Genomic DNA, 20,262 nt, shown 5'->3' with positions numbered 1-20,262 from the left:
CCCCCTAGGTCACTCGCCCTTGGGCGCCGCCTGCTGCACGACCTCGAAGGACCACACCGACGAACCGGTCGCGGCGGGCTTCGGACGCTCGCCGCCACCCTGGTGGGCGGCCTTCATCGGGCCCTCCATCCACGCCTGGAACGAAGCCTCGTCGCGCCACCGGGTGTACACGAGGTACTGGTCGGTGCCCTCCACGGGCCGCAGCAGCTCGAACCACTCGAATCCGTCGGCCCCCTCCACGGCCCCCGCGCGCGAGGCGAATCGCTGCTCCAGGACCTCACGCTGCTCGGCCGGGACGGTCAGGACGTTGATCTTTACGACGCTGGGCACAGGACACCTCTCAGGAAACACAGGCCGGGCGCTGCGCCGAGCCTTGATCACGTACCTGCAGTCTCTTACAACGGCCGGTCAAGGCGGCGTGAGGAGGACTCGAAGGCTTCGCCCGTGGCGCGGCGCGCGGGTCACGTGCGTCACGTGTGTCCCACGTGGTGGCGCCGCTACGCCCGCGACCCGGTACGCCCGCGACCCGGTACGCCTCACGCCTCTACGCCACCACGCGGGCCACGAGCAGTCCGTCGTAGCCCTTCACGCCGACCGTCTGGAACGCGGTCGCGTCCAGGCGGGGCTCGCGTGAGACCAGTTCGAACATGGCGCGGGTGCCGGTGATCGCCGGTTCCGTCGACGCCGCGTCGACGACCGCGCCGCCGCGTACGACGTTGTCGACGACGATGATCGTGCCGGGGCGGGAGAGGCGCAGCGCCCACTCGACGTAGTGCGGGTTGTTCACCTTGTCGGCGTCGATGAAGAAGAAGTCGAACGGGCCGGCACCCTCCGCCTCCAGCTCGGGCAGGATGTCGAGGGCCGCGCCCGTCCGGACCTCGACGGTCTTGTCGAGGCCGGCCCGGGCGATGTTGGCGCGGGCCACGTCCGCGTGGGTCGGGTTGTGCTCCAGGGAGATCATCCGGCCGTCGGCGGGCAGCGCCCTGGCCATCCAGATCGAGCTGTAGCCGCCGAGCGTGCCGATCTCCAGGACCGAGCGCGCGCCCGCCATGGCGACGAGCAGGTTGAGGAGCTTGCCCTGGTTGGGCGCGACGGCGATCTCAGGGAGCCCGGCCGCGTGCGAGTCGGCGAGAGCGGCGGCGAGCGCCTCGTCGGCCGGGGCGAGCAGATCGGTGAAGTAACGGTCGACGGTGGACCATTGATCCTGATTCATGCCGCCGAACGTACCGCAGCCCGCTCCCGCGCACGGCGGATCGCCACGGTGGCGACGGCAGCCCCCGCAGCCGCGAGCAGGACCCCGGAGACCGTCAGGAACCAGACCGGGATCCCGTCGCCGACGGTGAGCAGCCGGTCCCTGTAGATCACTTCCCTGTACGGGGTGTCGGCGACCGCCCGCAGTTCGTGGTCGCCGTCGATCCGCGACGGCTCGGGGAACTCCTGGTCGACGGCGGTCAGGAAGGCCGGGCGGCCGCCGGTGAGCGCGGCGAGCGCGTCGTCCTCCGTCCCCTCGATCCCGCCCGCGAACCTCACCTCGGGGCGCGAGCCGCCGATGTCGTCGCGCGGTTCCATACGGTGGTCGGCGAGGACGTACAGGCCGAGGGACTGCGGGGTCTTCGCCAGTCGGGAGAGCCGCATGGGGTAGACGAGTTCGGTGCTGGCGAAGGTGATCCGGAGCGGGGTGAGTTCGCCGCCGAGGGTGGGGGCGGTGCTCATGCCGGTGGAACCGGTGGAACCGGTGGTGCCAGTGGAACCGGTGGTGCCGGTGGAGCCAGTGGTGTCGGTGGTGTCAGGGGCGAGGCGTACCGCGACGTACTCCCACTTCCGCTCGACGTACGGCGTGAGTTCGGCCGCCAGCCGGTCGGAGAGCTCGAAGCCGTTCTTCTTCAGCCAGCCGCTCAGCGCCGTCGGGTCGGTCGCGGTCAGCCGTGCCACGTCGAAAGGGCCGAGCCGCTCGCGCCCGACGACACCGACGTCCGGCGCGCCCGGCATGGGTGCCCCGGCCGACAGTCCGTCCGAGTCGCTGAGGTCGAAGGGCCAGTCCTTGCTACGCGGCCAGAAGTAGTGCCGCTTCCTGTACTCGGGCCGGGTCAGGTCGTCCAGCGTGTCGAAGAGCTCCGGGTCACCGAGCGTCACGTCCGCGCGGCCTGGTACGGGCATGATCCAGGCGGCCCGTCGGGCGTCGCCGCGCACGGTGAAGCGCATGACGATCTGTTCCGTACGGCCGTCCCAGCGCACCACCGAGGTCTCCCGGTCGACGCCGATCCGCTGGTTCCGGTCCGGGATCATCGCCCCGCAGCCGCAGGCGTACGCCGGCGCGATCAGCGAGCCGAGCTGGAGCGCGAGCAGCGCGACGATCATGGCCAGAATTCGGTGTGTGCTTCGTGGGCTTCGTGTGCCCCGTGTCATCCGTGTCCCCCGCATGCCGGGTCAGACGTGGTGGGGGAGGTTCCGGTTCCGGCGAGCAGATACGGCGGGCGGCGACGGCGGGCGTCAGGTGGCGACAGCAGGCGGCGGGGGCCCCGGCGTAGGGGGGAAGGCCCCCGCCTCCCGGTCTGTCAGGAGCCGGCCCGGACCCGCAACTCCTTGATCCCGTTGAGCCAGGCCGCGCGCAGCCGCCGCGGTTCGCTCACGAGCGTCAGATCGGGCAGCTCGTCCGCGAGCGCGTTGAAGATCAGTTCGATCTCGTTGATGGCGAGCGACTTGCCGAGGCAGAAGTGCGGGCCACCGCCGCCGAATCCGAGGTGCGGGTTCGGGTCGCGCGTGATGTCGAAGGTCTCCGGGTTCTCGAAGACCTCGGGGTCGTTGTTGGCGGAGGAGTAGAAGAGTCCGACCCGGTCCCCCTGGCGGATCTTCTGGCCGCCGATCTCGGTGTCCTGCGTGGCCGTCCGCTGGAAGGACACCACCGGGGTCGCCCAGCGCACGATCTCCTCGGCGGCGGTCGCCGGCCGCTCCCGCTTGAAGAGGTCCCACTGGTCGGGGTGGGTGAGGAAGGCGTGCATGCCGTGGCTGATGGCGTTGCGCGTGGTCTCGTTCCCGGCCACGGCGAGCAGCAGCACGAAGAAGCCGAACTCGTCGGAGGAGAGGTTGCCCTGGCCCTCGGCGGCGACGAGCTGGGTCACGATGTCCTTGGCGGGGCACTCCTTGCGCGCGGCGGCGAGGTTCATCGAGTAGCCGATGAGTTCCATGGCGGCCTCGGCGCCGATCTCCTCCGTGATGGCGTACTCGGGGTCGTCGTACGCGATCATCTTGTTGGACCACTCGAAGATCCGGGAGCGGTCCTCCTGCGGTACGCCGATGAGTTCGGCGATCGCCTGCAGCGGCAGCTCGACGGCGACCTGGGTGACGAAGTCGAAGGTGCCGTCGGTGGCGGCGTTGCGCCGCGCCTCCTCCACGATCGTCCGTGCGCGGTCGCGCAGGGCCGTTTCCAGGGTCCGGATCGCGCGGGGCGTGAAGCCGCGCTGGACGATCTGGCGGACCCGGGTGTGCTCGGGCGGGTCCATGTTGAGCATGATCAGCCTCTGGACCTCGATCTGGTCCCGGGTGATGTGCTCGTTGAAGCGGATGACGGCCGTGTTCTCGGTGGAGGAGAACAACTCGGGGTGCGTGGAGACGTACTTGACGTCCGCGTGGCGGGTGACGGCCCAGTAACCCTCGTCGTCGAAGCCGGTGATGCCGCGCGGCTGGGGACACCACCAGACGGGGGCGGTCTGCCGCAGCTGGGCGAACTCCGGGAAGGGTATGCGGCTCTGGAGCAGATCGGGGTCGGTGGCGTCGAACCCTTCGGGGAGGTGAGGGCAGGGCATCGGCAACACACTCCTGACGGTCCATCAGATGGTGACCGCAAGGTAGTAACGGGTTCTACAAGTCGCAAGGGATGCGGCCGGAACTGTTGCCGGAACCGTTGCGCGTGCTCCGGACGCGCGCGGGTGCGTGCACAACCCTTGCGTACCGGCGGTAGCAGTCATAAGACTTCACTCAGAACTAGAACGCGTACTAGTTCCCCGTACCGCCCCCGTCGCGGAGTGCCGGGACACCCCGCCCGGGCGAGGAGAGGACGAGCTCATGGCCGCGGAACCCGTCATCGTCGAAGCAGTACGCACCCCCATCGGCAAGCGCGGAGGCGCGCTCGCCAACCTCCACCCCGCCTACCTCCTGGGCGAGACCTACCGTGAACTCCTCGGTCGTACCGGCATCAAGGCCGACTGCGTCGAGCAGATCGTCGGCGGTACCGTCACCCACGCCGGCGAGCAGTCCATGAACCCCGCGCGCAACGCCTGGCTCACCATGGGGCTTCCCTACGAGACCGCCGCCACGACCGTCGACTGCCAGTGCGGCTCCTCGCAGCAGGCCAGCCACATGGTCGCCAACATGATCGCCTCGGGCGTCATCGACATCGGCATCAGCTGCGGCGTCGAGGCGATGTCCCGCGTCCCGCTCGGCTCCGGCTCCAAGCACGGGCCAGGAAAGCCCTGGCCGGACGAGTGGAACGTCGACCTGCCCAACCAGTTCGAGGCCGCCGAGCGCATCGCCCGGCGCCGTGGTCTGACCCGCGAACGGGTCGACTCCCTCGGTCTGCTCTCCCAGGAACGGGCCGCGATCGCCTGGTCCGAGGAGCGGTTCAAGCGCGAGACCTTCGCCGTCCAGGTCCCGACCACCGAGGAGGAGCAGGCCGCCGGGCAGGGCATGTGGCGGCTCGTCGACCGGGACGAGGGGCTGCGCGACACCAGCATGGAGGCGCTCGGCCGGCTCAAGCCGGTCATGCCGACCGCCGTCCACACCGCCGGGAACTCCTCGCAGATCTCCGACGGGGCGTGCGCGCTGATGTGGGCGTCCAGGCGGACGGCCCGCGCCCTCGGCCTCAAGCCCCGCGCGCGGATCGTCGCCCAGGCCCTCGTCGGTTCCGACCCGCACTTCCACCTCGACGGCCCTATCGACGCGACCCGCGCCGTGCTCGGCAAGGCCGGGATGTCGCTCAAGGACATCGACGTCGTCGAGATCAACGAGGCGTTCGCCTCGGTGGTGCTGAGCTGGGCGCAGGAGTTCGAGGGGGACCTGGACGGGCTCGCGAAGGTCAATGTCAACGGCGGTGCGATCGCCCTCGGCCACCCGGTGGGGGCCACCGGGGCCCGCCTGATCACGACCGCGCTGCACGAGCTGGAGCGGGCGGACAAGGAGTTCGCGCTGATCACGATGTGCGCGGGCGGGGCGCTGGCCACGGGCACGATCATCCAGAGGCTCTGAGGCTGAGGGCACCTGAAGGTGCTGAGGGCGCCTGAAGGTTTCGGAAACGCCGCAGGCCCCGCTCCTCCGGAAGGAGGACGGGGCCGTGCGGGTGCGCGGGGTGCGGCGGCTGGGAGTCGGTGAGCCGGGGAGCGGGTGAGTCGGAGAGCCTGTGGGCTCTGGTTACTCAGGTGGCTCGGGTGGCTCGGGGTGACTCTTAGTACCAGCCGTTGGCCTGCCAGAAGGCCCAGGCGCCGTTCGGGCTGCCGTAGCGCTCGTTCATGTAGTTGAGGCCCCACTTGATCTGGGTGGCCGGGTTGGTCTTCCAGTCCGAGCCGGCCGAAGACATCTTCGAGGCCGGGAGGGCCTGGACCAGACCGTAGGCGCCGCTGGACGAGTTGGTGGCGGCGGGGTTCCAGCCGGACTCGTGAGAGACGATCTTGCTGAACGACGCGTACTGCGAAGCCGGAACGATCTGCTTGGCAATCTCCTGGGGAGTCGCGGCCGAGGCCGTGGACGTCGTGCCGAGCACCGCACCCGAGGCGCCGAGCAGCACGGCTGCGGTGGCGGCGAGGGACTTCTTGCGGGACGAGACACGGGGGGAGAGCGAGCGGAACACGAAGCGACCTAACGTCGGGGACATGGGGTGCGCCGGGCGATTTCGGCAAGGCGGAACCAGAGCCCGGGGAACCCGGATCCTGTGGGGAATCCGCCTGACCGAGGAGCTGCGCTGGGGCGCTGCTGCCTGGCGACGTCCACCAGAGAAGCAGGGCTGAACGGGCGACGCAACGACCCCCGGTACGAAGCGGAGTCGGACCCGCGCCGAAGGTCCCGGGGGTGGGCGAGGGGGCGTTTTCGCAGGTCGTGAGGGTGTATGGGGGGATTTAGGAGGGTCTTATCCCTCTCCTATTCCACGTCGTACGTGACCTAGGTCCTGTGGGCCGCCTCACCCCGGAGGGCCTCTTTCGAGCCCTCGAATGTGACCTGGGCCTCGAAGTTCGCGCGCCTCGTGGCACGCCGGAGCGCCTTCAGGAGCGTGCCGCCGACGGTGAGGGTGAGGACGACGGTGAGGGAGGCCCGGCCGAGGTCCCAGCCGAGGGAGGTGGCGAGGACGTACGCGAGGAAGCGCACCAGGTTCTCGTGCACCGGGTCCCCCGGCTGGAAGGAGACCCCCGTGCCGAGGCCGCCGACCGTGACCCAGCCGTACAGATTGGTGACGGTGCCGTACGCGAACGCCGCCACGAACCCGTACGCCGACAGCATCAGCAGCTCGCCCCGACCCCGGATCCCCGTTCCGGCCGCGCCCGGCAGCAGACCCGCGCCCATGGTGAACCAGCCCATGGCCAGCATCTGGACCGGCATCCAGGGGCCCACACCGCCCGTGAGCAGGGCGGACGCGAACATCGTGACGGCCCCGAGGACGAAGCCGAAGCCTGGTCCGAGGACCCGGCCGCTCAGCACCATGAGGAAGAACATCGGCTCCAGACCGGCCGTACCCGCCCCGAGCGGGCGCAGCGCCGCGCCGACGGCCGCGAGTACACCCAGCATGGCGACGGCCTTCGCGTCCATGCCGGAGTCGGCGATCGTCGCGACGACGACCGCGATCAGGAGGGGCAGGAGGGCGGCGAAGAACCAGGGGGCGTCGGCGGCGTGCGTGGTGACGGCGGAGTCACTGTCCGCGAGGAGGGGCCAGCCGACGGCGATCAGTCCGACGAGGGAGACGAGGGAGAGGGCGGCGATGGAGCGGACGCCGAGGCGGATGGGGCGGGTGGGGTTGATGGGGCCGGGGTTGGTGGGGTCGGCCGGGGGCTTCACAGGGCCTCCCTGACCTGCTCGACGGTGAGCCAGGGCTGTGGGGCGAGGATCTTGGCGACCTGCGGGGAGAAGGCGGGGGAGGAGACGACGACCTCGGCCGTCGGGCCGTCCGCGACGACCTCGCCGCCTGCCAGGATCACCACCCGGTGCGCAAGCTCGGCGGCCAGCTCCACGTCGTGCGTGGCAAGCACGATCGCGTGGCCGGTGGCGGCGAGATCGCGCAGATGGGCGACGAGCCGGGCCTTGGCGGCGTAGTCGAGACCACGGGTCGGCTCGTCGAGGAGGAGGAGCGGGGGGCGGCCTGTGAGGACGACGGCGAGCGCGAGGGCGAGCCGCTGGCCCTCGGAGAGGTCGCGGGGGTGCGTGTCGTCGGCCACGCCCGGCAGCAGCTCGGACACCAGCGCCCGGCAGGTCCCGGGGATGGCGCCGGCGTCGGTGTCGGCGGCGGAACACTCGGCGCCGACCGTGTCCGCGTACAGCAGGTCGCGGGGCTCCTGCGGCACGAGACCGACGTGGCGGATCAGCTCGCGGGGGTCGGTGCGGTGCGGGGTGCGGCCGGCGACGAGGGCGGTGCCGGAGGTGGGCTCGACGATGCCGACGAGCGCGCTGAGCAGCGTGGACTTGCCGGCTCCGTTACGCCCCATGAGCGCGACGGTCTCGCCGGGGCCGACCTGGAGCTCGACGCGCCGCAGCGCCTCGACGCGGCCGCGGCGGACACCGAGGGCGCGGACGTCGACGAGGGGGTGGGTGGGGGGCGGGGTCGCGTCGCCGCCGGCGCGGGTGGGCCGCCGCCGGAAGAGGGAGATTCCCCCACCCCACCCCTTCCCGAAACCCTGCCGGGGGCTGGTGGCGGGCTGCTCACCGGGGGCCGGCGCCCCCGGGCCCTGCTGCGCGGCGGCTTCGCGCCGTCCGGTCGCCTCCGCTTCGGCTCGCGGGGTGGAGGTGTCCTGACCCTGCCGGGGGCTGGTGGCCCCGTGGTCACCGGGGGCCATCGCCTCCAGCCCCGCCTGCTCCGCGGCGGCTTCGCGCCGCCCGTGCGCCTCCCGCCCTGCCTCCTCCGCGGCGGCTTCGCCGCGCGTGGGGGAGGTGTGCGAATTCAGCCCGTCCGGCGTTTGAGGACCGGGGGGCCGGGGGCGGAGCCCCCGGTTTCGGGAAGGGGCGGGGTGGGGGAGAGGCCCCGCAGGGGCGGCCTGCGCGGTGGGACGAGGGAGAGGCCCCGCAGGGGGGGCCTGCGCGGTGGGGTGGGGGAGAGGCCTCGCAGGGGTGGCCTCCGGGGCGGCCCGCGGGGTACGGCCCGCGGGGGTCTTCGGCAGCCGGTCCTTCAGGCGGTCCCGAAGGGGGCCCGCCGCGCGGCGGGCGTCTCGGACCGTCAAGGGGAGCGGGGTCCAGCCCGCCAGGCGGCCCAGGGAGACCACCGGGGGGTGGATCGGCGAGAGCGTCATGATCTCGGCGGGCGGGCCCATGACACCGTCCGGCAGCAGCAGGACCTGGTCCGCGTACTGGACCACCCGCTCCAGGCGGTGCTCCGCCATCAGGACCGTCGTGCCGAGGTCGTGGACCAGGCGCTGCAGCACCGCGAGGACGTCCTCCGCCGCCGCCGGGTCCAGCGCCGACGTCGGCTCGTCCAGGACGAGGACCTCGGGGTGCGGGGTCAGTACCGAGCCGATCGCCACCCGCTGCTGCTGCCCGCCGGAGAGCGTGGCGATCGGGCGGTCCCGCAGCTCCGCGAGCCCGAGCAGGTCGAGGGTCTCCTCGACCCGCCGCCGCATCACCGCGGGAGCCAGGCCCAGGGACTCCATCCCGTACGCCAGTTCGTCCTCGACCGTGTCCGTCACGAAGTGCGCGAGCGGGTCCTGGCCGACCGTGCCGACCACGTCCGCGAGCTCGCGCGGCTTGTGCGTCCGGGTGTCCCGGCCCGCGACCGTGACCCGGCCGGTCAGCGTGCCGCCCGTGAAGTGCGGGACGAGCCCCGACACCGCCCCCAGCAGTGTCGACTTGCCGACTCCGGACGGGCCGACGAGCAGGACCAGTTCGCCCTCCGGGATCGTCAGGTCGATGCCCTGGAGCGTCGGCGCTGCCTCGTCCCCGTACCGCACCGAGACGTTCTCGAACCGGATCACTTCGACTCCCTCGATACGGATACGGATACGGATGCGGCAGGCGGTATCGGCGCCACCCACGCCGGCACCAGGCCCACCAGCAACGACACCGCCGGCCACAGCGGAAGCTCCGGCGCCTCGAGCGGTACGACGCCGGGGTGCAGCTCCTCGTACGCGTAGCCGTTCGCCCAGATCATCAGCGCCGCCACCGCCACGCCCGACCCGGCCACCAGCCAGGCCCGTGCGCCCCACCGGTCCGGGCGGTACCGGGTCCGTGCCGCCCGTCGGCCGCCGAGGCGGAGGCCCGCCATGGCCGCGACGAGCCCGGCGACGACCAGTGGAAGCCCGTACCCCGCGCCCTCCGCCGCCAGCAGGCCGTACGAACCGGCGCACACGCCGAGCAGCCCGCCCAGCGTGAGCAGGTTCGTCGTCCGCCGTACGGCGGGCGGCACCTGAGCCGTGCGGCCGTAGCCGCGCGCGTCCATCGAGGCCGCCACCGCGATCGAACGCTCCAGCGCGCCCTCCAGGACCGGCAGCCCGATCTGGAGTACCGCCCGCACCCCGCCCGTCGGGCGACCGCGCAGCCGCCGGGCGGTCCGCAGCCGCACCACGTCGGCCACCATGTTCGGCGCGAAGGTCATCGCCACGACGACGGCGACCCCCGCCTCGTACAGCGCGCCCGGCAGCGACTTGAGCAGCCGCGCCGGGTTCGCGAGCGCGTTCGCCGCGCCCACGCAGATCAGCAGGGTCGCCAGCTTGGCCCCGTCGTAGACCGCGAAGACCACCTGCTCCGCTGTCACCCGGCCGCCGATCCGCACGCCCTGCGCCCACTCCGGCATCGGCACCTCGGGGAGCGTGAACAGCTCCACGGTCCCCGGGATCGCCGAGCCGAGCACCACGGAGAACACCACCCGCAGGGCCACCACGAACAGGCCCAGCTTCACGAACGCCCCGTACGAACGCGCCCACGGGGCGTCCGTACGGCGGGCCGCGACGACATAGCCCGCGACCGCGACGATCAGGCCGAGGAGCAGCGGGTTGGTGGTACGGGAGGCGGCGACGGCCAGGCCGAGCGCCCAGATCCACCAGGCGCCCGCGTGCAGCGCGTTGGAACGGCTCGCCTCGGGGGCACGGATCATGCGCGGCGGCGTGCCTTCCAGAGCGCGGCGCCCCCGAGCACGAGCACGGCGGCCCCGCCCACCAGGATCCCGACGGACGGCCCGCCGTCGTCCTCTCCGGTCCCGTCCCCGGCCGCGTCCCCGGTCCCGGTCCCGTCCCCCGTCCCGTCGGCCTTCCCCTGTGGGGAGGGCGACGCCGTGGGCCGGCTCTCGCTCTTCGGCGGGTTCGTCTCCGCGACCTGCTCGCCGCAGCCCTTCGCCGGGTACCCGGCGATCCCGCACAGCAGCGCCGCGCTGTCGTACCGCAGCGGCTTCGCCACCGCGGCCAGCGCCTCCGCGCCCGTCGCGTCCTCCCGGACCTGCGCGCAGCCGGTCCTGACCGCAGGCGTGGGCGGCTTCTCTCCCCGCGGGGCGTCCTGCGGGGTGCCGAAGTCCACGACGACCGCCACCCGCTTGGTGCCGGCCTTCGCTTCCGTACCGCCGCAGATCCCCGTGAAGTCGGGCGCGGTGGAGGGGCGCGCGGCGTCGTTCGCGTCCTCGCTGACCGCGAAGCGGAAGCCGATCGCGTCGCCGTCGGAGGGTCGGGCGGTCGCCGGGCCCTGCGTCGCGTACGCCCACTTCGCGCCGCCGTCGCCCTCCCAGTACGACCAGTACCGGTAGCCGGCGGCCTGGGCGGGTGCGGCGACGGCGAGCGTCAGCGCCACGGAGGCGGCCGCCCCGAAGAGCCGGGAGGACCTCACTTCCGGCGCCCGCTCAGCAGGAAGCCGATCCCGATGCCGACGACCGCGCCGATGCCGATGATCCACCACAGGTCGGTGGTGTCGGAGGAGTCGGAGGCGGCGGCCTTGTCGCCCGCCTTCGCCGTGGGGGACGACGAGGCCTTCGGCGCGGGTCCTGTGGCGGCCAGCTCCTTGAGGAGGTCGGTCGAACCGAAGGCGGTCGGGTCGACGCGCATGGCGTTCGCGGCCAGGATCAGCTGCGCGTACGCGGCGGGGCCGCTCTCCTTCGCCCAGGCGGCGGAGTTCTGCTGGAGCCAGGTCAGCGCGCCGGAGGCCTCCTTCAGGGCACCGGCGGTGGCGAGCGCGACGACGGCGTCGGCGGTGTTGCCGTGGTCGGGCAGCTCCGTCGGGTCGGTGGCGCCCGGCATCGGCGGGGTGTTCAGGTGGCCGGTCTTCGCGAGCGCGGCGGCGAGGTAGGAGGCGCCGTTGAGCGCGGCCCGGTTGATCGTGGGCTTCGCCTCGGCCGTGCAGGCCGGGGTCTGCTGGGGCTCCACACCGCGCGCGGTGATGCCCTTGCCGAGCCCCGCGAGGGTCGCGGCGGCGGTGGCGTCGGCGTTCGCGAGCAGCTTGCCGTCCTTGTCGGGCTGGTACGCGAAGGCGCCCGGGCCCTCCTTGGTGGAACAGGGCAGGGCGAGGGGGAGCAGGGCGTCGTACGGGGTCCTGCCCTCGGCGGACTTCACCTCGCCGGGCTTCTGGCCGAGTGCGATGAGCGCGCTGACGACGATCGAGGTCGAGTTGGCGTCGCTGGGGCTGCCGGGGTTGTAGCCCCAGCCGCCGTCCTTGTTCTGTACGCCCTTCAGCCAGCTCGCACCGGACTCGGCGGCCTTGCCCAGCGCCTCCGGGTCCGCGCCGGCGCGCTTGACCGCGGCGAGCGCCTGGACGGCGACGGCGGTGGCGTTGGTGTCCAGCATGGTGGCCGGGTCACAGGGCTTCGCCGGGTCCGGGCGGTAGGAGGCGAAGGCGCCGTTGTCGCACTGCTGCGTCGTCAGCCAGGCCACGGCCTCGTCGGCGGGCTGCACACCGCTGCTCGTCTGGGCGACGAACGCGAGCGACTGGCGCCACACGCCGTCGTACGTCGGGTCCTTCGTGCCGTACAGACCGGCGGGGATCGTGGGCGCGGGGGTCGCGGAGGGGGAGGGGGCGGCGAACGCGACGGGGGCCATGCCGGTGCAGAGCACCGCTGCGGCTGCGAGTGCGGCTGCGCCGCGGCGGACGATGGTCATGCGTGTGGTGGCCTCTCCTGCGGCCGGGCACCGGCACGTTGAGGCACCAGGCTCGGCTCCGTATTCCTCGACGGTGCCGGCGGTCACGTCCCGGGCGGGGCATTCCGACTGCCGTCCTTCGGAGGCTGGGCCTTCGGCCTTGAGGGCCTCGCGGGGCCTTGCGGGCCTTGGGGGCCTTGGGGCCTTCCGGCTCTTCGGCCTTCCAGTACCTTGCGGCGTTCCGAGGGACGGTCACGGTTGCGGGTCAGTGCCGGATTTGCACCGGCTTCCCCCCGTACGGGTGTGATGACGACTCGCACACTCTACCGGCCCGTACACGGCCCGACCGGGTGGGTGCGAGGGGTCTCACACGCTCGCTGCCGGGGTGCGGGCCCGCTGTGCCATGCTGACCGCTGTTCGCGAGGACGGCGTCTCACGGGGGTGCGGAATGCGGCCGTTGAACGAGACCGATCCGCGTCGGGTGGGCGCGTACCGGTTGCTCTACCGCCTGGGGGAGGGCGGCATGGGCTGCGTCTATCTCGGCCGCTCGCCGGGCGGGCGGACGGTCGCGCTCAAGGTGGTGCACGGCGCGCTGGCCGGTGACCCCGGTTTCCGCAGGCGCTTCGCCCGCGAGGTCAGGGCCGCCCAGTCGTTACGGGGCGCGGGGACCGTACCCGTCCTGGACGCGGATCCGGAGGCGGCGGTGCCCTGGCTCGCGACCGCGTACGTTCCCGGGCCCGCGCTCTCCGAGGCCGTGATCGCCCACGGGCCGCTGCCCCAGGACGCCCTGTGGCGGCTCCTGTCCGGCCTCGCGCACGCGCTGGACGGGGTGCACCGGGCGGGCCTGGTGCACCGGGACGTCAAGCCGTCCAACGTCCTGCTCGCGCAGTCGGGACCGCTGCTCATCGACTTCGGCATCGCGCGCTCGGCCGACGAGACGGCGCTGACCGGAACGGGTCTGGTGGTCGGGTCGCCCGGCTTCATGTCGCCCGAGCAGGCGGAGGGGAAGGAGATCTCCTCGGCCGCGGACGTCTTCTCGCTCGGCGCGGTCCTGGCCTTCGCGGCCACCGGACGCGGGCCGTTCGGCGGCGGTTCGGTCGCCGAGCTGCTCTACCGCCTGGTGCACCACGAGCCGGACCTCGACGGGGTCGACGGCCGCTTCGGGGAGCTGGCGCGGCACTGCCTGGCCAAGCGCCCCGAGGACCGCCCGACGGTCGCCGAACTGGCCGCCGTCGCCGACGAGGCCGGCGGATCCGCCGGATCCGCCGGATCCGCCGGATCCGCCGGGCAAGGGGCGTCCAGCGGCTCCTGGCTTCCGGGGCCGGTCATCGCCGCGATCGCGCAGAAGGCCGAGGAGCTGCTCAACGCGGAGGCGGAGGAAGAGACGGAGACGGAGGCGGGGGAGGGGACGGAGGCGGAGTCGGCCTCCGGGGCGGTGGCGGAACCGGCCGCTGCCACGGAGTCGGCGGAACGCGTCACCACCGTCCTGCCCCCGAGCGCCCCGCGCACCACTCCACCGCCCACAGCGGTCCTTCCGGACCGAGGCACGACCGGTCGCGGGGCCGGGGCCGGGACGGTGCCGCGCGCGCGGGCCGCGTCGGGGCCGTCGTCCGCTCGGGCGCGCGCCGTCAAGGCCCTGACGACCGGGCTCGGCAGGCCGCTGTACGGACTGTTCTTCCTGGTCCCGATGGCGGTCTTCCTCTTCGGCGGGGTCGACCTCATGGACCGGGCCGTCCGGTACCCCTCCGTCTCGGACCAGCAGCAGGGCCCCTTCCGGTGGGCGATGAACGACTGGTGGCGCGTCCCCGGCACCCTGCTCCTGGTCGCCGCCATGGTGGGGCTCCACTCCTACCGGCGGCGCCTGCTGACCGTCCGGCCCGGCACGGTGCGGCTGTGGTCGGCGGGTGTCGGTCTCTTCTGGATCGCGCTGTGCGTGATGAGCGTCCTGCACGTGCTGTGGTTCATGTTCGTCCACAACGGCACGGAGTACATGGACGCCGGCGGCCAGCACTACCTGTGGTGGGTGGCCCTCCCCATGATGGTCCTCGGCGGCGGTACGGCTCCGCTGATCATCGGGGCGTCAGCTCTCCGTATCGCCAGAGCCTGAGGGGGGACCCGGCACCCGGCACCCGGCACCCGGCACCCGGGGCCGCGCCCACCCCCGGCCTCACACCGCCACGTACGTCACCGGCTCCGTACCCGTCACGGCCTCCGCACGGCCCAGCTTCACGAGCCGGCGCACATGCGCCTCGGCCTCGCTGACCGCGATGTGCCGGGAGCCGTACGGGATCTGGTCCCAGGGGCGGTTCCACTCCATGCGCTCGGCGAGCTGCCAGGGGGTGAGCGGGGTCGCGAGGAGGTCGAGGAGCCCGGTCAGCCGCTCCTCGTGGTGGTCGAGCAGCTCCCGTACCCGCCCGGCCGCGTCGGCGAAGGCGTACTGGTGGGCGGGGAGCACCTCGGCGACGCCGAGCCGGCCGATCCGCTCCAGCGAGTCCAGGTAGTCGCCGAGGGGGTCGGTGTCGGAGGCATCGTCCGGGTCCTCGTAGAGGCCGATGTGTGGGGAGATCCCGGGCAGCAGATGGTCGCCGGAGAAGAGCCGGCCGTGCCCGGGAAGTCGGGCGGGGTGTTCCTCCTCCAGGTGCAGGCAGACGTGGCCGGGGGTGTGGCCGGGGGTCCAGATCGCGCGCAGGCGGCGGCCGGCGAGGTCGAGGAGTTCGCCGGGGACGATCTCGCGGTCGGGCAGGGCGGAGCGCAGCCCGGGCAGGGTGCTCGCGCGGCGGCCGGAGGCCCGGGCGGCGAGGAGCGGCGCGGTGTGTTCCTCGGGCGCGCCGACGGCGGCCAGCTTGCGGGCGAGGTAGTCGAGCCACGTACCGGGCTCGGACTCACGGGTGCGGCGGACGACGGCGGTGTCGGCGGCGTGCATCGCGATCCACGCCCCGGACGCCTCGCGGACCTGCCCCGACAGGCCGTGGTGGTCGGGGTGGTGGTGGGTGATGACGACTCCGTGCACGTCCCGTACGGAGGTCCCCAACGCGACGAGACCGTCGGCCAGTTCGGTCCAGGACGCCGGATCGTCCCAGCCGGTGTCGATCAGTACGGGCCCCCGGTCGGTGTCGAGGACGTGGACCAGGGTGTGCCCGAGGGGGTTGTCCGGGATGGGGACCCGGATCGACCAGACGCCTCCGCCGTGTTCGGTCACCTGGCTCATGGGCCCTCATCTCTCCGCGACGGCAAGGCGCTTGCTCGACCATGGCTACTATAACGAGAACTGACGATCAGTCAGAATGGGCGGGAGGGCCGGAGTCGGGTGTCAAGGGTCACTCGCGAGAGCCGTCCTCCTCGTCGATGAGCGCGGCAACGGCGGCGGGGGTCCAGTGCCCCAGCGCGCCGGGGCGCGTGGCGAGGTACTCCGCGATCGCCTCGACGCTCCACGCCGCCGACGCGCGCAGGCCGTCCGCGAGGTGGCGCAGGTAGTCGGCGGACGGCTGACGCAGGGTGACGTCCGCCATCCGCCACGGCGCGGTGAACGTGAGGACCGGTACGCCGTCGAGGACGCCCGCGCGCACGAGCGTCTCGTATCTCCCCGGCCCCCACTCGAACCGCCCGTCGGCGAGAACCGCCGTCAGATCGAGGTCCGCGCCCACGCCGGGATCCCGGTACATCTCCTGCGCCACGATGTCGGAGAACTGCTCGGCCGTGACGAGGTGCGCGACGCCCCACGCGACGCCGTCCGCGCCGGCGTCGTAGAACGCCCGGCCGCCCGTCCAGACCGCGGACTCGGTCGCGAAGTAGACCTGTCCGGGGAGGGTGAGGGCGACCGACCTCGAAGGAGGCGTCCTGTCGCGGCACCCCGGGTACGTGCGCCCCGCGCCGGGCGGGCGGCCGCCGGCGATGTAGTGGTTCAGCCGGGTCAGGTGCATGTTGGAGCCGTACGAGGCGTACCAGATCCGCTGCGGCTGCTCGCCCATCGCACGGCCCTCCGTGGCGCGTCTGCCCTCACCAGCGGCAAAGCGGCTGGTGGGGGCCCATCTCGTCCTGAGCATTGCCCACTATAACTAGAACTGGTATCAGTTCTGATACACAGTCAGAAACATCGCGGGTTCCGGGAGGCAGTCGGTCATGACCGAGCTTGTGGAGCACGGAAAGCTGTACATCGGCGGGGAGTTGACCGACCCGGCGGGCGGTGACGTCATCGAGGTGATCTCGCCGCACACCGAGGAGGTCATCGGCCGGGTGCCGCACGCCTCCCGGGCCGACGTCGACCGGGCCGTCGCCGCCGCCCGCGAGGCGTTCGACAACGGGCCCTGGCCCCGGATGACGGTCGAGGAGCGGATCGAGGTCGTCGGGCGGATCAAGGACGCCATCGCCGTACGGCACGAGGAGATCGCCCGGTCCATCAGCTCCCAGAACGGCTCCCCGTACTCCTGGAGCGTCCTCGCCCAGGCGCTCGGCGCCATGATGGTCTGGGACGCGGCGATCACCATCGCCCGCGAGTTCCCGTACGAGAGCAGGCGCGCCGGGGTCCTCGGGCCGATCATGGTGCGGCGGGAGCCGGTCGGCGTCGTCGCGGCGGTCGTGCCGTGGAACGTCCCGCAGTTCACCGCCGCCGCCAAGCTCGGGCCCGCGCTGCTCGCCGGCTGCACGGTGATCCTCAAGCCCTCGCCCGAGTCGCCCCTCGACTCGTACATCCTCGCCGAGATCGCGACCGAGGCCGGGCTCCCCGAAGGCGTGCTGTCGATCCTGCCCGCCGACCGCGAGGTCAGCGAGTACCTGGTCGGCCACCCGGGCGTCGACAAGGTCTCCTTCACCGGTTCGGTCGCGGCCGGCAAGCGCGTGATGGAGGTCGCCTCCCGCAACCTCACCCGCGTCACCCTCGAACTCGGCGGCAAGTCCGCCGCCGTCATCCTCCCCGACGCCGACCTGGCCGCCACGGTCGCCGGGATCGTGCCGGCCGCCTGGATGAACAACGGCCAGGCCTGCGTCGCCCAGACCCGTATCCTCGCCCCGCGCAGCCGGTACGACGAGATCGCCGAGGCGTTCGCCGCCGCCGCGGGTGCCCTGGTGGTCGGCGACCCGCTCGACCCGGCCACCCAGGTCGGCCCGCTCGTCGCCCAGCGGCAGCGGCAGCGCTCCCTCGACTACATCAAGCTCGGCCAGGACGAGGGCGCCAAGGTCCTGACCGGCGGCGGCCGCCCGGCCGGCCTCGACCGCGGCTGGTACGTCGAGCCGACCCTCTTCGGCGGGGTCGAGAACTCGATGCGGATCGCCCGCGAGGAGATCTTCGGGCCGGTCGTCTGCCTCCTCCCGTACGGGGACGAGAGCGAGGCCCTGCGCATCGCCAACGACTCCGACTTCGGGCTCAGCGGCAGCGTCTGGACCGGGGACGTGGAGCACGGCATCGACTTCGCCCGGCAGGTCCGCACGGGCACCTTCAACATCAACACCTTCAGCCTGGACATGCTCGGCCCGTTCGGCGGCTACAAGAACTCCGGCCTGGGGCGCGAGTTCGGCCCCGAGGGCTTCGGCGAGTACCTGGAGCACAAGATGATCCACCTGCCGGCCGGGTACGAGGGTCCGGGTGGTGCCTGATGGGCGACCGCTGGCACGTGGAGGTCGACCGGAGCGTCTGCATCGGCTCCGGCATGTGCGTCAACCACGCCCCGGACGGCTTCCGGCTCGACTCGGCTCGCCAGTCCCACCCGCGCGAACCGGAGTCCGACGCGAACGAGCGGGTGCTCGCGGCGGCCGAGGGCTGCCCGGTGGAGGCCATCCTGATCACCCTGCTCGACGGCGGGGAACCGGTCTTCCCGCCCGAGGAGTGAGGCCCCCGGGCTCCGAGCCCGAGGCGTGTGTGACACTCCTGCGGCACACGTTCGACAGGGGTGGGGGACATGCGAAGGACCTGGTGGACTTCTCCGGCGGTGGTCGCGGCGGTCGCGGCAGTGCTCGTGACCGGTTGCGACTCCGCGGGGCAGGCGGCCCCCCAGCAGAAACCGGCCACGCCGGCCACGCCGGAAACGTCAGCCGGGCCCGCAGCGTTCGGGCGGGCCGCGGCGCAGGCCGACATCGACGGGGCCACGGCCGCGGCCGGTCTGCCGGCGTCCGGGCGGCCCGAGCCGGTGCCGTCCACCACGCCGACCGGTTCGTCCACGGAGAGGGACAGGCTCAAGGCGCGGGCCGCGGCGTGTTCGGCGCACTGGATGAGCGCCGACGTGGAGCTCCGCGAAATCGACGATCCCCGGGGGAAGTTCGACGCGACCACCGCCGAACTGCTGAAGCGGGGCTGGCGGGTGACGACGGACCGGCGCGAGGACAAGGCCGACGCGAAGGCCGACGACAAGGCCGACGCGAAGAGCAGCACCGTCAGCATCACGCTCAAGAAGAGCGGCTGGACGCTGATGGGTCGGCACCACGACCTGGGATCCGTGGACATGGTGTCCTTCCAGGCCTCCGAGGACGCCTGCATGAACCGGTTCACCAAGCGGGAGTGGGAGTTGATCCTGAACCAGGAGGGGCTGTAGGGCGGGCGGCCGGGCGTGGCGGCCCGGACCGTTCTCACGTGCAAAAATCTTCCCCTGATCACGGGGGCAACAGGCCCGCGTGCACCCAGGATTGGGAGAACGGTGCGCAAGGCGAAGATGGTGGCCGCGGCCGCCGGTGTGGTGCTGCTGGTCGCGGGTTGCGGCAGCGGCGAGGGCGGCTCGGGCAAGAACAAGGGCGGCTCGTCCGCCTCCTCCTCGGGCTCCACGACCGGCGGCGCGGAGGCGGGCGGCGGCGACAGCCCCACCGCGGCCGAGGTGGAGAAGGAGATCGAGACCGCGGCCACGGCGGCGGGCTTCGTCCGGGACTCCTCGGGCGAGGACGTCCCGGCCGGGCTCAAGGAGTGCATGGTCTCCTGGACGCCCGACGCGGAGAAGGCGGCGGACCCGAAGAAGTCCTACGACGCCACGGTGACGGCGCTGACCGGTGGGGGCTGGAAGGAAGGCCAGAGCACCGAGCAGTCCGGCTCCTCCGTCAAGACCCTGAACAAGGGCGGTTGGTCGCTCAAGGCAAGCAACCACGGCGCCGCCGGGTTCGCCATCGTGATGTTCATCGGCACGGACAACTCCTCGAAGTGCGAGGCGCTGTTCAAGGCCGACCTGGAGAAGAACAAGAAGCCGTAGCAGGAACAGTAGCGACAGCCGCTGCCGCAGTATCGGTCCGCCTCCGGCGTCCCGTGGCCCCTCTACGGGGTCACGGGCCCGGCGGTCGACCCCGAACCCTCGGGCATCGTCAGGTCGATCAGTCGGCAGACCGTCTCGATGTCGATCTTCACCTGTGCGATCGAGGCCCGTCCCGACAGCCAGGTGATCAGCGCCGAGTGCCAGGTGTGCTCGATCACCCGCACCGCCGACAGCTGCTGCGGCGTGGGGTGTTCGAGCCCCATCGAGTCCAGGATGATCGCCGTCGTCAGCCGCGAGACGGTGTCCACCTCCGGGCTCACGCTCCGGTCCGCGAACGTCAGCGCCCGCACCATCGCGTCCGCGAGCTGCGGCTCGCGCTGGAGCGCCCGGAACGCCCGCATCAGCGTCTCCGCGACCCGCTCGGCCGAGGTGTCGCCCGCCGGCGGCCTCTTCCGCAGCGTGGTGTGCATGTGCTGGAGCTGGTCCTGCATCGTCGCGACCAGCAGATGGATCTTGGAAGGGAAGTAGCGGTACAGCGTGCCCAGCGCCACCCCGGCGGCCTCGGCCACCTCCCGCATCTGTACGGCGTCGAATCCGCCCCGCCCGGCGAGCTGCGCGCTGGCGTGCAGGATGCGACGGCGGCGTGCCTCCTGGCGCTCCGTCAGGGGTGGCGATGCGGGTCTGTCTTCCGCGGTCATGAAGTCCCGTTCCGTGCGGTGGGCGAGCGGCGGTACGGCCGGAGTATGGCGGGGCTTCCGCCGTGGCGCGAATCACCTGATCCGGCTCTCGCGGCGGGGCTACCTGCCGGTAGATTCTGTGCTCCTTGAACGATCAAGAACGATCAAGTCTGAAACTTGTTCTAGATT

At 72.5% G+C, this 20,262-nt stretch carries 19 protein-coding genes and 1 riboswitch; of the genes, 6 read left to right on the top strand and 13 right to left on the bottom strand.

Annotated features, from left to right (window positions below; genetic code table 11):
- Positions 1–9: 9 nt before the first annotated feature.
- The 4 genes from ACGFYP_RS11645 to ACGFYP_RS11630 all read right to left on the bottom strand — a co-directional run bounded on the left by ACGFYP_RS11645 (position 10) and on the right by ACGFYP_RS11630 (position 3,803).
- The gene (locus ACGFYP_RS11645) at positions 10–330 is read right to left on the bottom strand and encodes an antibiotic biosynthesis monooxygenase (protein WP_361969166.1); all 321 of its coding nucleotides are present in this window, start codon (positions 328–330) and stop codon (positions 10–12) included.
- 214 nt (positions 331–544) lie between these two features.
- The gene (locus ACGFYP_RS11640; protein WP_393489968.1) at positions 545–1,213 is read right to left on the bottom strand and encodes an O-methyltransferase; all 669 of its coding nucleotides are present in this window, start codon (positions 1,211–1,213) and stop codon (positions 545–547) included.
- On the bottom strand, positions 1,210–2,358 hold the full coding sequence (locus ACGFYP_RS11635; RefSeq protein WP_393489961.1) for a DUF2330 domain-containing protein: 1,149 nt from the start codon (positions 2,356–2,358) through the stop codon (positions 1,210–1,212). Before ACGFYP_RS11635 ends, ACGFYP_RS11640 begins: the two co-directional genes overlap by 4 nt.
- A 197-nt stretch (positions 2,359–2,555) precedes the next feature.
- The gene (locus tag ACGFYP_RS11630; protein ID WP_393489954.1) at positions 2,556–3,803 is read right to left on the bottom strand and encodes a cytochrome P450; all 1,248 of its coding nucleotides are present in this window, start codon (positions 3,801–3,803) and stop codon (positions 2,556–2,558) included.
- 259 nt (positions 3,804–4,062) lie between these two features.
- Between ACGFYP_RS11630 and ACGFYP_RS11625 the strand changes: the two genes are divergently transcribed.
- Entirely contained in the window at positions 4,063–5,241 is a 1,179-nt protein-coding gene (locus ACGFYP_RS11625; RefSeq protein ID WP_393489947.1) for a steroid 3-ketoacyl-CoA thiolase, read from the top strand.
- 196 nt (positions 5,242–5,437) lie between these two features.
- On the opposite strand, the gene ACGFYP_RS11620 is transcribed toward ACGFYP_RS11625, so the two are convergent.
- From ACGFYP_RS11620 to ACGFYP_RS11595, 6 genes are all read right to left on the bottom strand, one after another.
- Positions 5,438–5,839 carry a transglycosylase SLT domain-containing protein gene (locus ACGFYP_RS11620; RefSeq protein WP_361969176.1) on the bottom strand — a complete coding sequence of 134 codons (402 nt, stop codon included), beginning with the start codon at positions 5,837–5,839 and terminating at the stop codon, positions 5,438–5,440.
- 308 nt (positions 5,840–6,147) lie between these two features.
- Positions 6,148–7,035, bottom strand: a complete 888-nt coding sequence (locus ACGFYP_RS11615; protein ID WP_393489940.1) for an ECF transporter S component — start codon at positions 7,033–7,035, stop codon at positions 6,148–6,150.
- Positions 7,032–9,155, bottom strand: coding sequence for an ATP-binding cassette domain-containing protein (locus tag ACGFYP_RS11610; RefSeq protein ID WP_393489936.1), 2,124 nt, complete (start codon positions 9,153–9,155; stop codon positions 7,032–7,034). The genes ACGFYP_RS11615 and ACGFYP_RS11610 overlap by 4 nt, the downstream gene beginning before the upstream one ends.
- Positions 9,152–10,273, bottom strand: coding sequence for an energy-coupling factor transporter transmembrane component T (locus tag ACGFYP_RS11605; RefSeq protein WP_393489933.1), 1,122 nt, complete (start codon positions 10,271–10,273; stop codon positions 9,152–9,154). Before ACGFYP_RS11605 ends, ACGFYP_RS11610 begins: the two co-directional genes overlap by 4 nt.
- Entirely contained in the window at positions 10,270–10,992 is a 723-nt protein-coding gene (locus ACGFYP_RS11600; protein WP_393489930.1) for an SCO2322 family protein, read from the bottom strand. Before ACGFYP_RS11600 ends, ACGFYP_RS11605 begins: the two co-directional genes overlap by 4 nt.
- Positions 10,989–12,254 carry a prenyltransferase/squalene oxidase repeat-containing protein gene (locus ACGFYP_RS11595; protein ID WP_393489927.1) on the bottom strand — a complete coding sequence of 422 codons (1,266 nt, stop codon included), beginning with the start codon at positions 12,252–12,254 and terminating at the stop codon, positions 10,989–10,991. Before ACGFYP_RS11595 ends, ACGFYP_RS11600 begins: the two co-directional genes overlap by 4 nt.
- A gap of 179 nt (positions 12,255–12,433) precedes the next feature.
- Positions 12,434–12,526, bottom strand: a riboswitch (cobalamin riboswitch).
- A 164-nt stretch (positions 12,527–12,690) separates the two neighbouring features.
- Here ACGFYP_RS11595 and ACGFYP_RS11590 point away from each other — a divergent pair.
- The gene (locus ACGFYP_RS11590; protein ID WP_393489924.1) at positions 12,691–14,340 is read left to right on the top strand and encodes a serine/threonine-protein kinase; all 1,650 of its coding nucleotides are present in this window, start codon (positions 12,691–12,693) and stop codon (positions 14,338–14,340) included.
- Between the two features lie 60 nt (positions 14,341–14,400).
- On the opposite strand, the gene ACGFYP_RS11585 is transcribed toward ACGFYP_RS11590, so the two are convergent.
- Both ACGFYP_RS11585 and ACGFYP_RS11580 read right to left on the bottom strand, forming a co-directional pair.
- On the bottom strand, positions 14,401–15,441 hold the full coding sequence (locus ACGFYP_RS11585) for an MBL fold metallo-hydrolase (RefSeq protein WP_393489921.1): 1,041 nt from the start codon (positions 15,439–15,441) through the stop codon (positions 14,401–14,403).
- Positions 15,442–15,550: 109 nt separating this feature from the next.
- The gene (locus ACGFYP_RS11580) at positions 15,551–16,201 is read right to left on the bottom strand and encodes a histone deacetylase (RefSeq protein WP_393489918.1); all 651 of its coding nucleotides are present in this window, start codon (positions 16,199–16,201) and stop codon (positions 15,551–15,553) included.
- Between the two features lie 151 nt (positions 16,202–16,352).
- Between ACGFYP_RS11580 and ACGFYP_RS11575 the strand changes: the two genes are divergently transcribed.
- From ACGFYP_RS11575 to ACGFYP_RS11560, 4 genes are all read left to right on the top strand, one after another.
- Positions 16,353–17,822, top strand: coding sequence for an aldehyde dehydrogenase (locus ACGFYP_RS11575; protein ID WP_393489915.1), 1,470 nt, complete (start codon positions 16,353–16,355; stop codon positions 17,820–17,822).
- On the top strand, positions 17,822–18,055 hold the full coding sequence (locus ACGFYP_RS11570) for a ferredoxin (protein ID WP_393489912.1): 234 nt from the start codon (positions 17,822–17,824) through the stop codon (positions 18,053–18,055). The genes ACGFYP_RS11575 and ACGFYP_RS11570 overlap by 1 nt, the downstream gene beginning before the upstream one ends.
- Positions 18,056–18,124: 69 nt before the next feature.
- Entirely contained in the window at positions 18,125–18,754 is a 630-nt protein-coding gene (locus ACGFYP_RS11565) for a hypothetical protein (RefSeq protein WP_393489909.1), read from the top strand.
- 102 nt (positions 18,755–18,856) lie between these two features.
- The gene (locus ACGFYP_RS11560) at positions 18,857–19,396 is read left to right on the top strand and encodes a hypothetical protein (protein ID WP_361969134.1); all 540 of its coding nucleotides are present in this window, start codon (positions 18,857–18,859) and stop codon (positions 19,394–19,396) included.
- 62 nt (positions 19,397–19,458) lie between these two features.
- Here the strand turns inward: ACGFYP_RS11560 and ACGFYP_RS11555 are convergent, their stop codons facing one another.
- Entirely contained in the window at positions 19,459–20,094 is a 636-nt protein-coding gene (locus tag ACGFYP_RS11555; RefSeq protein WP_393489902.1) for a TetR family transcriptional regulator, read from the bottom strand.
- Positions 20,095–20,262 lie beyond the last annotated feature (168 nt).

Origin of the sequence: Streptomyces sp. NPDC048370 (assembly GCF_043200825.1) — a bacterium.
Taxonomy (GTDB): Bacteria; Actinomycetota; Actinomycetes; order Streptomycetales; family Streptomycetaceae; genus Streptomyces.
The sequence above is the reverse complement of the archived record's forward strand: the minus strand, read 5'-3'. Positions and strand labels throughout refer to the sequence as shown.

What these genes read in the sequence shown, in the direction of transcription:
- ACGFYP_RS11570 (WP_393489912.1), top strand. Translation starts at nt 17,822, where the DNA reads ATGGGCGACCGCTGGCACGTGGAGGTCGACCGGAGCGTCTGCATCGGC.
- ACGFYP_RS11595 (WP_393489927.1), bottom strand. Translation starts at nt 12,254, where the DNA reads ATGACCATCGTCCGCCGCGGCGCAGCCGCACTCGCAGCCGCAGCGGTG.
- ACGFYP_RS11630 (WP_393489954.1), bottom strand. Translation starts at nt 3,803, where the DNA reads ATGCCCTGCCCTCACCTCCCCGAAGGGTTCGACGCCACCGACCCCGAT.
- ACGFYP_RS11575 (WP_393489915.1), top strand. Translation starts at nt 16,353, where the DNA reads ATGACCGAGCTTGTGGAGCACGGAAAGCTGTACATCGGCGGGGAGTTG.
- ACGFYP_RS11635 (WP_393489961.1), bottom strand. Translation starts at nt 2,358, where the DNA reads ATGATCGTCGCGCTGCTCGCGCTCCAGCTCGGCTCGCTGATCGCGCCG.
- ACGFYP_RS11565 (WP_393489909.1), top strand. Translation starts at nt 18,125, where the DNA reads ATGCGAAGGACCTGGTGGACTTCTCCGGCGGTGGTCGCGGCGGTCGCG.
- ACGFYP_RS11555 (WP_393489902.1), bottom strand. Translation starts at nt 20,094, where the DNA reads ATGACCGCGGAAGACAGACCCGCATCGCCACCCCTGACGGAGCGCCAG.
- ACGFYP_RS11585 (WP_393489921.1), bottom strand. Translation starts at nt 15,441, where the DNA reads ATGAGCCAGGTGACCGAACACGGCGGAGGCGTCTGGTCGATCCGGGTC.
- ACGFYP_RS11625 (WP_393489947.1), top strand. Translation starts at nt 4,063, where the DNA reads ATGGCCGCGGAACCCGTCATCGTCGAAGCAGTACGCACCCCCATCGGC.
- ACGFYP_RS11605 (WP_393489933.1), bottom strand. Translation starts at nt 10,273, where the DNA reads ATGATCCGTGCCCCCGAGGCGAGCCGTTCCAACGCGCTGCACGCGGGC.
- ACGFYP_RS11640 (WP_393489968.1), bottom strand. Translation starts at nt 1,213, where the DNA reads ATGAATCAGGATCAATGGTCCACCGTCGACCGTTACTTCACCGATCTG.
- ACGFYP_RS11580 (WP_393489918.1), bottom strand. Translation starts at nt 16,201, where the DNA reads ATGGGCGAGCAGCCGCAGCGGATCTGGTACGCCTCGTACGGCTCCAAC.